At 64.3% G+C, this 13692-nt stretch carries 9 protein-coding genes; 7 read left to right on the forward strand and 2 right to left on the reverse strand.

The features are described from left to right. Positions 1-98 precede the first annotated feature (98 nt). Both RT662_RS04395 and RT662_RS04400 read right to left on the reverse strand, forming a co-directional pair. Positions 99-1442 (reverse strand): sigma-54 dependent transcriptional regulator, encoded by a 1344-nt coding sequence (locus RT662_RS04395; RefSeq protein WP_313669476.1) that lies wholly within the window; start codon positions 1440-1442, stop codon positions 99-101. Next, the gene (locus tag RT662_RS04400) at positions 1439-3214 is read right to left on the reverse strand and encodes an ATP-binding protein (RefSeq protein WP_313669477.1); all 1776 of its coding nucleotides are present in this window, start codon (positions 3212-3214) and stop codon (positions 1439-1441) included. The genes RT662_RS04395 and RT662_RS04400 overlap by 4 nt, the downstream gene beginning before the upstream one ends. Before the next feature lie 314 nt (positions 3215-3528). Between RT662_RS04400 and RT662_RS04405 the strand changes: the two genes are divergently transcribed. From RT662_RS04405 to RT662_RS04435, 7 genes are all read left to right on the forward strand, one after another. Next, complete coding sequence (locus RT662_RS04405) at positions 3529-6414, forward strand: TonB-dependent receptor domain-containing protein (protein ID WP_313669478.1); 2886 nt, start codon at positions 3529-3531, stop codon at positions 6412-6414. Positions 6415-6478: 64 nt separating this feature from the next. After that, the gene (locus RT662_RS04410; protein ID WP_313669479.1) at positions 6479-7909 is read left to right on the forward strand and encodes an amidohydrolase family protein; all 1431 of its coding nucleotides are present in this window, start codon (positions 6479-6481) and stop codon (positions 7907-7909) included. Between the two features lie 53 nt (positions 7910-7962). Next, positions 7963-9858: a gamma-glutamyltransferase family protein gene (locus RT662_RS04415; protein WP_313669480.1), complete on the forward strand. Its 1896-nt coding sequence runs from the start codon at positions 7963-7965 to the stop codon at positions 9856-9858. A gap of 30 nt (positions 9859-9888) precedes the next feature. Further along, complete coding sequence (locus RT662_RS04420; protein ID WP_313669481.1) at positions 9889-11787, forward strand: PQQ-binding-like beta-propeller repeat protein; 1899 nt, start codon at positions 9889-9891, stop codon at positions 11785-11787. A gap of 34 nt (positions 11788-11821) precedes the next feature. Then, complete coding sequence (locus RT662_RS04425) at positions 11822-13135, forward strand: PQQ-dependent sugar dehydrogenase (RefSeq protein ID WP_313669482.1); 1314 nt, start codon at positions 11822-11824, stop codon at positions 13133-13135. Positions 13136-13171: 36 nt separating this feature from the next. Beyond that, positions 13172-13471 carry a hypothetical protein gene (locus RT662_RS04430; RefSeq protein WP_313669483.1) on the forward strand — a complete coding sequence of 100 codons (300 nt, stop codon included), beginning with the start codon at positions 13172-13174 and terminating at the stop codon, positions 13469-13471. A 96-nt stretch (positions 13472-13567) separates the two neighbouring features. After that, the coding region (locus RT662_RS04435) for a cation:dicarboxylate symporter family transporter (protein WP_313669484.1) at positions 13568-13692 on the forward strand (125 nt) is incomplete at its 3' end.

Below are 13692 nucleotides of genomic sequence, written 5' to 3' on the forward strand. Positions count from 1 at the left end.
GGATGGGTCAATGCAGGGCCGTTGCGGGCGATTTGCGGCTGGCGCATCAGCTCGTGGCCAGGATTATTCGGTCGCCATGGGAAAATTGCCCGGCGGTTTCAGTTTCTTGGCTCTTGCCGGCGGAAGCTTGCCGGATTGAGGCCGTGGCGGTTCAGCTTGTCATACAGCGTCTTGCGCGGGATGCCGAGCAGCCGCTGAACTTCAGCGATCCGGCCGCCGGCGGTGGTCAAGGCTTCGCGGATCATGCCGGCTTCAATGATCGCCATGCGTTCCGGCAGGCTGGTGGCCCTGTCGGCCACCGTGGCGTCCCGATCAAGGCCCAGCACCTTGCGCTCGGCAAACTGCGCCAACTCGCTCAGATTGCCCGGCCAGTTGTGGCCCAACAGATGGGCGTGGGTGGCTGCATCGATGGCCTGCAATTGCACATTGAAACGGCGGGCGGCCTCTGCCGCGTACCGGCCATAGAGCAGGGGGATATCATCGCGGCGTTCGCGCAGCGGGGGAATACGAATGCGAATGGCGCCCAGGCGAAACATCAGCTCGGCACTCAGCCCGCCGGCGGTCACTACGCGGCCCGGATCATGGCCAATGGCGCCGATCGCGCGCAGATCGATGTTGCGCGGGCTGTTGCCGCCATTGGCAATGATCTCCCCGCTTTCCAACGCCGAAGCGAGGCGATGCTGTGTCGCCATCGGCAGGGCCTCGACCCCGTCAAGAAACAGGGTGCCCTTGTTCGCTAATTCGATGCGGCCTGTGCGGCGGCGTCCGGGGGGACCATACTCTGAACCGAACAATTCGTCTTCCAGCCGGTCGTGGGGTGTGCCGGCGCAATTGACTCTGGCAAAGGCCCGCGCACGGCGGCGGCTGCTGTCGTGCAGCAACCGGGCAATGCGGTCTCGCCCGGTGCCGGCTTCGCCCTCGATCAGCACATTGATTTCGATGGTGCCGATATGGCTGAGCGTGGCACGCAGCTGGGCCATGGCCGGGCTGTCGCCGATCAGCGGCAGAATGGTCTGCGCCTGCGATGCGGCTTCGCGGCTGGCGGCGCGCAATCTGCGGTTGTCGAGCACCAGTCGGCGCTTTTCCAGCGCGCGGGTAATGCTGTCGAGCAGCCGATCCATGGTGAACGGCTTGGCAAGGAAATCATAGGCGCCCTGTTGCATCGCAGCGACGGCATCGCTGATGTTGCCATGGCCGGTGATGAAGATGACCGGCAGATCCGCATCGCAGGCGGCGAGGGCCGAGAAGAACTGGCGGCCGTCCAGGCCTGGCATCCTTATGTCGCTCACCACGACGCCAGGGAAGCTGGCATCGATTGCGGCCAGCGCCTCGCTGGCATTGCTGAAATCGGCAACGCTGTGGCCGGCCAGCCGCAGGCCCTGCACCATGGCGCTTTTCAGATCGTCATCATCTTCCACCAGGATAATCGTTCCCGCGGTCATGGACAGTCTCCGCTGGCATGGGCAGACGGCAGGGTGACCGCAAAGATGGCACCGCGCTCATCATTTTTGCCCGCGGGCAGCAGCCGCAGATCACCGTTCAGCGCCCGGCAGATGTCCCGAGAAATGACCAGGCCCAGCCCAAGCCCGCGCGCTTTGGTGGTCTGGAACGGGGTGAACAGGGTGGCGGCAATCTCGGGCGGCACGCCGTAGCCGCTGTCGGCCACGGAGAGGATGACCATGTCGCCGTCCAGTGCGGCCCGGATGACGACAGCAGCACCGTCCCGTTCGGGTTCGGCGGCTTCCAGCGCATTCTGCAACAGATTGACCAGCACCTGTTCAAGGCGAACCCGGTCGGCAATCACGGCAAGATCGCTTGCGGGGCTGCGTGTGATCGGCACGCCAGTTTGTTGCTGCAAGGCACTGACCAGCATCAGGGCGCCGTCGATGGCATCATCAACGCGCACTCGGGACAGCGCTCCATCCGATTTTCGCGCGAAATCGCGCAGCTCGCCGGTGATGCGGCCGATCCGTTCCGTCAGACGGACGATCGTCGTCAGCGCGTCCGTCGCCGACGCAGTATCACGGCGTTGCAGAAACGCAGTGGCGTTGTGGGCCCAGGCCGAGATGGCGGCAACCGGCTGGTTGATCTCATGCGTCACGCCGGCGGCGATCTGGCCCAGGATGGTCAGACGGTTGGCCTGCTCCAGTTCGGCATGAAGCAACAGCAACGCGGCCTCGGCCCGGCGGCGCTCGGCGATCTCGCACGTGAGCTCGTTGTTGGCTTCGCTCAGTTCGCGGGTGCGCTGTTCCACTTTCGCTTCCAGCTCAAGCTGGGCAGCGGCACGGGCGGCGGCGACCAGACTGCGGCGCCGCAGGAGCGCCCACGCGCCGAGCGCACACAGCGCAAGGGCAAGCAGCGTGAGCGCGCGGGCTGCGGCGACGGCGCCGCCGATGTCACGCTGGCGCAGCAGAGTGAGCGTCCAGCCCGGGATGGTGGTGCTCTTCCTGATCGCCACATATTCCGTGGGCTTCTGGCCCGGCAGCACGGCATTGGCCAAAGGCGCGGGGCTGGGCAACTGCCGGATCGGCAGACGGGCCACGGGCTGGAACCGCCACGACTCAATCGTTGTGATGAGCACCACGCCGTCCGCGCCGGTGACAAGAACGGGGGTTTGCGATTGGCGCCATTCGGTTTCGAGTGACGAGAAATCGATCTTGGTGACGACCACGCCCAGCGCAGTGCCATCGCTGTCCACCCGGGATGACAGGTACAGCCCGGGGCGATGGGTGGTGTTGCCCAGCGCAAACTGTTCGCCGCGGCCGTTGCGCATCGCGGCGGCAAAATAATCGCGGAAGCTGAATTCGATCCCGACGAAACTTTCCGGGGTTTGCGAATTGCTGGCGGCGATCGTGCGGCCGCGCGGGTCAATCACATAGATGGCGGCGGCATTCGTGGCCTTGGCCAGCTTCGCGAGCTTGCCATCGAGCTGGTGCCGGGCGGCGGGATCAGCCTGCCGGAGGGCCGCCTTCACGTCGCCATCGCTGCTGAGTACCATCGGCAGGGCGCGGAACCGTTCCAGCGTGTTTTGTAGCGTCGCTTCGAGCAGGCTGGCCGAGATGCTGGTTTCGCGAACGAGAGCCGCATCGGCATTGCGCGCTGCGATGTGTCCGGCTCCCCAGGTCGCTGCGGTGGCGGCGGCCAGGCCCCACAGTGCACCCCGCCACTTGCGACGGGGCAGGCTGGCAGCAAGGGACGGCATCGTCGGCAACATGGCGTTCCCTTGGTGGCGGCAGTTCGGAACTGGTTCCCGATAACTGTGCGGGATTCCGCCCGGCGTCCAGCAGCAATGTGCAGATATCCACACGTTTTTTAGTGGCTGTTGCTCATATAGTATCTATTTATCAGTGACTTGTCTGGATGGCAAAATCGTTTGTGCTGGCTCGATTCAGACTCAATCATCCAATAACGGGTTACGCATACCTTGGTGAGGCAAATTTGCCTGCGTGTTCCGGGGAGGCCGCGACGAAGAAGGGTTCGTCACGGTTGATGTGCGCTGTGAATGTCGTTGTCGAAGGGGGGAAGCATATGAAGGGTCAGGCGTTTTTTTCGGGTGCGGTGCTGAAGGCATCGGTTTCCCTGTCAGCCATGCTTGTTTCAGGGGCGGCCCTTGCTCAGGCAACAACAGCGCCAGCCGCAGCGCCGGCTGCCGAGCCCGCCGAGGAGGTGTTGATCCAGGTGATCGGCACGCGCGTCGTGCGCGACGGCTATCAATCGCCAACGCCGGTTTCCGTGGTGGGCGCCGATGAAATCGCCCGGTCGGCCACGCCCAACGTTGCCGATTATGTCAATACGCTGCCGGCCATTTCGGGCAGTTCCACCCCCAGAACGACCGTGGCCCAGGTCGGCGCCGGCCGGCAGGGGGTCAACTCGATCAATCTGCGCGGCATCGGCGATGTGCGCACGCTCACCCTGCTCGATGGCCGCCGGGTCGGCGGCATGATCAACACGGGCGCAGTCGATGTCAGCAGCCTGCCGCAGCAGTTGATCACGCGCGTTGACGTGGTGACCGGCGGCGCTTCGGCCTCCTATGGTTCCGACGCGCTGTCCGGCGTCGTCAACTTCGTGCTCGACACCAAATATACCGGCTTCAAGGGCATGGTTGCCGGCGGCGCTACCACCTATGGCGACAACCGCAACTGGCAGGTTCAACTCACGTGGGGCACCGGCTTTGCCGGCGGGCGCGGCCATTTCCTGCTCAGCGGTGAAGTCGCCCACGAAGACGGCATCTACAATGCCGACAACCGCCGCTGGACCCAGGATGGCTGGGCTTACATCAACAATCCCGCCTACACGGCGACCAACGGGCAACCGCGGGTGCTGCTGCGCCCGCAGGTCGCGCTCAGCACGGCGACCCTGGGCGGCGCCATCGCCTGTTCGGCAACCTCGACCTGTTCATCGTTGCGCGGGGTTGCCTTCGGTCCGGGCGGCACGCCCTATAATTTGGTTTTTGGCCCCATTGTCTCCGATCCGATCATGGCGGGCGGCACCTTTGCCGACAACAATGTGCGCACCGGGGTCGATAACAATATCCTGCCGGATCAGACCCGCCGGAACCTGTTCGGCCGGATCAGCTATGACGTGGCCGATGACTGGAACGTCTACGTCGAGGCGATGTATGCCCATCAGAGTACCGACACACGTTACTATTACGGCAACTTCCCCAACAACCTGACGGTGCGTCCCGAAAACCCCTTTATGCCGGCCAGCATCGCGGCGCGGATCACGGCGCTGGGCCTTGCCTCGGTCCCGTTCGGCACGTTGAAGGGTGACAATGGCGCATCGGGTGCCAATGCGCAGCGCGGCTATAACCGCGGCGTGGTGGGGATCGACGGCAAGTTCGCCGCCTTCGGGTCCGACTGGTCGCTGAAGGCCTATTATCAATATGCCCGCGCCACCATGACCAATACCGCGACCAATGCCACGCTGTTGCCGAACTTCCGACAGGCCATCGATGCGGTGCGCGCACCGAACGGCTCGATCGTCTGCCGATCCACCCTTACCAACCCGACGGACGGCTGCGTGCCGTACAATGTGTTCGGCACGGGCGTGAACAGCCAGGCGCAGATCAATTATGTCATCGGCGATCCGTTCCGCAGCGACGTCTACAAACAGAATGTCGTCAGCATCAACATTGCTGGCGAGCCGTTCGATATCTGGGCCGGCCCGGTCTCGCTCGCCTTCGGCGCCGAACATCGCACACAATCGGCCACTGGCTTCGCCGATGCGATCACCACCCAGAGCCCCGGCAACTGGGACACCACCGGCGGCTTGCCGACGATCGGCAGCTACAAGATTTCGGACGTCTATATTGAAACCGTGGTGCCGCTGGCCAAGGACGCATCCTGGGCCAAGTCGCTCAACCTGAATGCTGCAACGCGGGCCGTGAAATATGGCAGCGGTACCTACATGACGTGGAAACTTGGCGCCGAATATGCGCCGTTCGATGGCCTCCGCGTCCGTGGCGTGGCGTCGCGCGATGTGCGGGAAGCCAATCTGGCCGATCGCTTTGCCGGCGTGTTCCAGTCGCAGGCCTCGTTCCAGGATCCGAACCGCAACGGCGCGGCGACGACGGCGCGTTCGCTGGCGTCGGGCAACCCTGATCTCGAACCGGAACTGGGGCGCACCTACAGCGCCGGTGTGGTCGTGGCACCCGGCTTCATGCCCGGGTTCAACGCGTCGATCGACTATTACAAGGTGGACATCACCCAGGCGATCGGCACCCTGACCATCCAGCAGCTCGTCAATCTGTGCTTTGCCGGCAACCAGACGGCGTGCGCCCGGATCACGGCGACGCCCGGCGCCGTCAACCAGTTCGACATCGTCAACGCGCCGATCAACCTGGCCACGGAGTCCACCCAGGGCCTGGACTTCGAAGTCAGCTATCGCTTCAGAGCGGCGGATGTGGTGCCGGGCATGGACGGCTCAGTGGCGATCCGCGCCCTGGCCACCAACTTCCTCGACTACACGGTTGACCCGGGCCTGCCCGGTTCCATCCCGACCGCGCGCGCCGGAACCGTCAACCTGCCTGCCTGGCGCTATTCCCTGGCAATCAACTATGACAATGGCCCCGTATCCTTGTCAGGCACGTTGCGCGGCATCTCGAGCTCGGTGCTCAGCAACGAGTTCATCGAATGCACTGCAGGCTGCCCGGCTTCGACGGGGAACAACCCCACGTACGACAGCATCCAGATGCCAGCGGCCGCCTATATCGATTTCGCCGCGACATACCGGTTCGGCGAGAACGGGAAATATCAGCTGTTCTTCAACGTCCGCAACATCACCAACAAGGATCCGGCCATCGTGGCGGCCGGCCCGACCGGCTTCCAGTCGTGGAACAACCAGCCGATTTCCGCCGGGCAGTATGACACGATCGGGCGGTCGTTCCGCGCAGGCTTCCGCTTTGCACTTTAAGGCTTGCTGAGCGGCGGTATCGGTCACAGGCTGCACGTCGGGGCAATGTGATGGGGGATTGGTCATGAAGAAGAACATCGGTCCGGCACGCACGATGATCAGGGCCGCAAGCGCCGGCTCGGGGATCGCTGTTGCCCTGTGGCGCAGCCTGACGGTGCTTGCGGTCGGATTGGTCTCCGTCTCGGCGGTGGCCCAGGAGACGAAAACCACCGTGTTGACCGGCGGCATGTTGATCAGCGGCCTCAGCGTGCCGCCGCTGCACAATGCCACCATCGTCATTCGGGGCGAACGGGTGGTCGCGGTCGGCCCTGCGGCAGAGGTGAAGATCCCGGCCGGCGCGACAGTGATCGATACCAGCGGCCAGACCATGATGCCCGGCTTGATCGACGCCCATGCCCACCTGTTCATGATCGGCTTCGGTGACGAAGCGGGCTGGTTCAAGTGGTTGCAGGGGGCAGGCAAGAAATATTCCATCGAGAAGGTGATGGAACTGTCGGCGTGGCAGTTGCTGATGTCCGGCGTGACGTCGGCGATCGATCTGGGCGGCAATGCCACCGAAAGCATCAGCCTGCGCAAACGCATCAACACGGGCGAAGTGCCCGGCCCGCGGCTGCAGGTGTCGGGTCCGCTGGTGACGCGCCGGGCGTTCGGCGGCTTTCCGGCCGAGGCGTCGGCGGTGATCACCACGCCGAAGGAAGGCGCCGATGTCGTCGATCGCCTGGTCAAGCAGGGCGTTGACGTGATCAAGGCGCATGCCGGTCTGACGCGCGACGATTATTTCGCCATCGTCAAGGCCGCGCATGCCAACCGCGTCAAGGTGCATGCGCATGTCTATGCCGAAGCGGATGTGCGCAATGCCTATGATGCCGGAGTCGATGTGCTGCAGCACATGGGGTCGGCGGGCGGCCCCACCTACAGCGCCGATCTGGTGCGCACGATTTCGGAAAGCAACCGGCCCATCGTGCTGACCGCAGCGCATCGCAGCTGGATTTTCCCCGATACCGTGCAGTTCCCCGGCCGGTTGCAGGATCCGGTGCTGAAAGGCCTGTTCCCCGCCGATATCTGGGCGGCGATGCAGGACAGTTTCAAGGAATGGCCGGCCGAAAGCTATTTCGCGGGCATCAACCGGCAGATCAAGTTCCGCAGCCCGCAGGTGAAGCAGCTGATCGAATCCAACGCGCTGATGGGCGTTGGCACCGACAGCGGCACGCCGATGAACTTCAACACCGACGGCCTGGTCCGTGAAATGAAGGTGCTGGTGGATGAAGGCCTGTCGCCGCTGGAAGTGATTGCCGACACCACGCGCGTGAATGCCCGCATCATGGGCAAGCCCGACCTGGGTACCATCGAACCCGGCAAGCTGGCCGATATCATCGTGGTGCCGGGCGACCCGGTCTACCACAATCTGAACAATCTGTTCTCTGTCCAGACCGTGGTGAAGAACGGGATCGTCTACAAGAGCCAGGGCAAGCCAATGGTGAAAATGCCGGAGTAGGCCTGCGATGGTCGGGTTTTGGTAATGTCATCCTTGGGAGCGCCGATATGGCCATGAAGACCCTGACCAGTGATGCCGATGAGCGGGGCACGCTCGGTCGCCGCGAGATCTTGCTGGGCGGTTTGGCTGGCGCTGTTCTTTCGGGCGCAGCGGCACGGTCGGCTTCAGCGCAAGTGCCTGCGGCTGCACCGGCAGGCCCGGTGGCCGGCGTTGGGCGCCAGGCGCCGGACGCGCCTGCGACGGGGGCGGCCTCGGTCGCACAGCACCGGGTGGAGGTCGCCGGACCGCATGGTGTTGTGGCCGCCGGGCACCCGCTGGCATCGATGGCGGGCCTGCGGATGCTGATGCAGGGCGGCACCGCCGCCGATGCGGCCGTAGCGGTGATGGCCGTGCTGAATGTTGTGGAACCTTGGGCATCGGGCGCTGCCGGCAACGGATTTGCCACCTGCATGGACGGCAAGACCGGCAAGATCAGCGCGCTGGCCTTTGCCGGCGCGGCGCCGCAACTGCTTGAAGACACCGCTTCGGCCGCCGATCTGACCGCCGGCCCCAAGGCCGTGGTGACGCCGGGCGCGTTTGGCGGCTGGATCGAACTGGCGCGGCGCCATGGCAAGCTGCCGCTGTCGGTGCTGCTGGAACCGGCCATCGGTTATGCGCGTGATGGCCATCCCCTCGATCCGTCGATTGCCCAGACGATCGCGCGTCAGCAGGCCATGCTGACCCGGTTTCCCACCACAGCGGCAATCTATTTCCCCGATGCTAAGCCGCCTGCGCCGCGGGCGATGTTCCGGAACCTGCCCCTCGCACGCAGCTTCCAGATGCTGGCCGACGCCGAAACGGCAGCATTGAAGGCCGGCGCGAGCCGCGACCGGGCGCTGAACGCTGCCTATGATTGTTTCTACAGTGGCCCCATCGCGCAGGAGATGGATCGCTTCTCGCGCGCCAATGGCGGTTGGCTGCGGCTGGACGACATGCAGCGTTACCGGCCGAAATGGGTGGAACCGGTGGCGACCCGCTATCGCGGGCTTGATGTGATCTGCTCGCCGCTAACTTCGCGCACCGGGCTGGAGACCTGCGAGCAGCTGAACCTGATGGAAGGCTATGATATTGGATCGCTTCCAGCCGACAGCCCGCAGGCGCTGCACCTGATTGCCGAATGCATCAAGATCACCAAGGCCGATGTCTATCGCTATGCCGCCGATCCGGCGTCATCTCCGACACCGGTTGCGACGCTGATTTCCAAGGAGTTCGCCAATCAGCGCCGGCGCCTGATCGATCCGGCCCGGGCAATTGTGTTTCCCGCCGGCGCCGACATCGGTAACGCCCGTGCAGTGGCGCGTTCGCCTGTCGCGGCAGGCAGTGTGCCCGGCGACACCACCAACATCTCGATCGTGGATGGCGACGGCAACGCCGTCGGCGTGACCACAACCCTGGGCGGCGGCTTCGGCGCTGGTGTCATCATGGGTGACACCGGCATGTTCTGCAACAATGGCCTGCGCGAAGGCTCCACGGCGCCCTATCGTGAGCATCCCAATTTCGTGCACGGCGGGCGGGTTCCGCTGCTCGGCAACTGCCCGACCATTGTTCTGGACAAGGGGCAGTTCAAGATGGTGTTCGGCTCGCCGGGCGGGGAGACGATCGGCCAGACGCAGTTCCAGCACCTCATCAACGTGATCGACCGCGGCCTGCCGGTGCAGGCCGCCATCGAGGCGCCGCGCCTCGCACTTGATGCCGATCCGGGGTTTTACACGCCGGGCGCTGCGATCACGCTGCAACTGGAATCGCGGTTCTCGTCCGACACGGTCGCCCGCCTGCGCGCCATGGGTCATGCTGTCCGGACGGTCGGCCCTTATGCAATCGGCAGTATCCAGGCGGTCTTACAGTCGCAGTATGGCACGCGGCTGGCCGGGTCTGATCCCAGGCGCATGGGCTATGCCGTTGGCTATTGAGCTGCCTGGCCGCAGAACGGAGATGACCATATGACGGGTTTGAAGGGCATCGGTCTGGCAGCTGCCTTTGGGCTGTGTGCTGCAGCAGCGCAGGCGCAAGCCGCCGGCGACTGGGCGCATTTCGGCGGCACGCTGGGCGACACGAAATATTCGGCGCTGGATCAGATCAACGCCGGCACCATCAATCGACTCAAAGTTGCCTGGCGGGCCCCGGCGCTCGATCCGGCCCTGCGCGCCGAAAATCCCACGCTGGTGCCGTCAAACAACTTCCGCAACGCGCCGCTGGTGGTGGACGGGGTGATGTACATCAGCAACCAGATCGGCCTGGTAGAGGCACGCGATCCGGCCAGCGGCCGGATCATCTGGCGCCAGGCGCCCTTTCCCGGCGATCCGCGGCTCACCCCGGCAGCGGCCAGCCGTGCGTTGGCGCTGTGGGGCAAGGGTGCGGCAGCCCGCATCGTCTCCGTGCGCGGCTCCTATCTCTATGTTCTGGACGCCCGCACCGGAAAACCGGTCACGGATTTCGGCGATCAAGGCCGGGTCGATCTGCGCGAAGCGCCCAAGACGATATTTTCGTGGACGGCACCGGCGCCGATTGTGGTGCGGGATGTGATAGTAATTGGCGGCCAGCCGATCGCCACCGGCGTTGCCGACATCAACAAGGCCTCGCTCACCGGCAATGTGCGCGGCTTCGATGTGCGCACCGGCAAGTTGCTGTGGACCTTCTACACCGTGCCGCGCGAGGGCGAATCGGGGGTGGAAACGTGGGAAAATGACTCCTGGCGGGTGGGCGGCAAGACCAAGGTCTGGTCGGCATTCAGCGCGGATGAAAAACTCGGCCTCGTCTATCTGCCGCTGAGCGCGCCGCCGAGCGACTATTACGGCGTGACGCGGCCCGGCAACAATCTCTATTCGGATTCGCTGGTTGCCGTGGATGCCCGCACCGGCAGGAAAGTGTGGCATTACCAGTTGGTGCATCATGATCTGTGGGATTATGATCTGCCCTCGCCGCCGATGCTGGCCGACATCAAGGTCAACGGCCGCCTGCGCAAGGCGGCCATTCAGGTCACCAAGATGGCCTATGTCTTCGCCTTTGACCGGGCGACCGGCGAGCCGCTGTTCCCCATCGTCGAAACGCCTGTCGCGGTATCGACCATGCCGGGCGAAAAATCGTCGCCGACACAGCCGATTCCGGCCAAGCCCAAACCGTTCGACCGGCAGGGCATGGATGAGGACCAGCTGATCGACTATACACCGGCGCTGCGGGCCGAAGCGGTGCAGATCCTCAGCCGCTATCAGCATGGCCCCATGTACACGCCGCCATCGGTGGCTGGCGGGCCCGATGGCAAGCTGGGAACGCTGTACATGCCCGGCTGGGTGGGCGGCGCCAACTGGACCGGTGCCGCGCTCGATCCGGAAACCGGGGTGATCTATATCCCGTCGGTCAGCGTGCCGTGGATCGGCCGCGACAATTACAAGCGGCCGCCGGAATCAAGCCTGTACATGGAAGGGCCGCAGGGTCTGCCCATGGTCAAGCCGCCCTATGGCCGGATCACGGCGATCGACATGAACAGCGGTGATCATCTGTGGATGGTGCCCAATGGCGAAGGGCCGCGTGACCATCCGTTGCTGAAGGATCTCAATCTGCCGCCGCTTGGCCAGGCCGGCCGCGCTGCGCCGCTGCTCACCAAATCCTTCCTGTTCGTCGGTGAAGGCGACAAGGTGGGCCTCAGCATTCCCAAATTGAGCGGCGGCAACATGTTCCGCGCCTATGACAAGAAGACCGGGAAGGTGGCGTGGCAGGCCGATCTCGGTGCCGGCACGACGTCGCCGCCGATCACCTACATGCACAAGGGCAAGCAATATATCGTGGTCGGGGTGGGCGGCGTTGATCATCCGGCCGAACTGGTGGCCCTGAGTTTGAACTGAGGCGGATATGGTTGTTTGCCGTTCTGGAGGAAGCATGCGTTTTCGGACAAAACCCTGGCTGATGGCGGCGCTGATCGCGGCCTTGCCCGTTGCTGCGCCCGCACAACCGGTCGACACGCCGGGGGTCACGGCGCCGCTCACGCCGGCCCAGATCCTGCGCAACTATCCACCCGATGCGCTATCCGGCGCGGCGGTGGACAAGTCCGTCGTGCTGAAGAGCCAGGGCGGCATGTCGATGCGCGTCGTCAAGCTGGCGGAAGGCCTGTCGCATCCCGATGGGCTGGTGTTCCTGCCCGATGGACGCACCATGCTGATCACCGAACGTGGCGGGCGCCTGCGGGTGGTGCGCGATGGCGTGCTTGATCCGAAACCCGTTGAGGGCCTGCCGGCGCTCAACAATGTCGGCATCGGCGGCCTGCACGATATCGTTCTGCATCCCGATTTCGCCCGCAACAATCTGCTGTATGTCTCTTACACCAAGGAGGTGAAGCCCCGGCTGGCCACGACCTTGGCGGTGGCCCGCGCCCGCTTCGAAAATGGCCGGCTGACCGCCGTGCAGGACATTTTGTTGGCAGAGGCGTGGGAAAGCCCGCTCGGCACCTATGGTGGCCGCATGGTCTTTGGTCCGGATGGGATGCTGTACATCAGCGTGGGTGACCGCGATGGCACGACAGCCAGCGACCAATCGAGCGCACGCCCGCAGGCGCAGGCCCTGAACAGCCACATCGGCAAGATCCTGCGGGTTCGCGACGATGGCTCGGTGCCGCCCGACAACCCGTTCGTCAAAACGGCCGGCGCGCTGCCGGAAATCTGGAGCTATGGCCACCGAAACGCCTATGGCATGGCCTGGGATCCCAAGACCGGCGTGATGTGGGCCAGCGAGTTCGGCCCGGCCGGCGGCGACGAGATCAACAAGATATTGCCGGGGCATAATTATGGCTGGCCGCTGGTGTCGCTGGGCCGCCACTATTCCGGCAGCCTGGTTTCCGACCAGCCCTTCCACCGCGACGGCATGGATGATCCGATCTATTTCTGGAATCCCAATTTCAATCCGGAAAACATGTTCTTCTACACCGGCGACAAGTTCCCCCGCTTGAAGGGCAGCCTGATCGTGGCCGGCGCCAACACCAGGAAGATCGCCCAGATGGTCATCCGCGGCGATTTCATCCGGCAGGGCGATACCATGCTGGATGAACTCGGCGTGCGCTTCCGCGACATCAGGCAGGGGCCGGACGGCAATATCTATGTGTTGACGGAAGGCCGCCTGCGCGGACCGAATGACACTGATGGCATGTTGCTGCGGCTTGAGCCAGCGACCGTGAATGCGGCCGCCGGCAAGCCCGATTGACGGGCGCAGCTGCCGAACAATGATTTTGGAGTGGTGATGCCGCGTTTTCTTCCCGGTTTGATGTTCGTGGTCTGCAGCCTCAGCGGCGCATTGGCGGCAGCCGCTGTGTCGCAGGCAATCAGCCTGCCTGACGCTGCCGGCAAGGAACAGGTTCTGGGCGCGTGCACGCGATGCCACGGTGTCGATGTGATCGTTGCGCAGCCGCGATCGCCGGATCAGTGGGCGGAAGTGGTGAGCGTGATGGTCGGCCACGGTGCGGCGCTGACCGACGACGAGTACGACAAGATCGTCACCTATCTTTCGACCAATCTGGCGCCAAGGGATCCCGCAGACTGAATTGGCGGGCACAAGGCAGTGGAGCAGACAATCGCTATCGGCGCACCATATCCAGCGAGTCCTGCCAGGCGTACGCCGTTGTATGCGGAGCTTTATGTGCAGGTGCTGGCCGCCATCATCATGGGCGGGCTGATCGGTCATTTTGCGCCTGAAACCGGCGTGGCGCTGAAGCCGCTGGGCGATGGTTTCATCCGGCTGGTCAAGCTGATCATCGCGCCGGT

The organism is Sandarakinorhabdus sp., assembly GCF_032115815.1.
In the GTDB taxonomy this organism is placed as follows: domain Bacteria; phylum Pseudomonadota; class Alphaproteobacteria; order Sphingomonadales; family Sphingomonadaceae; genus Sandarakinorhabdus.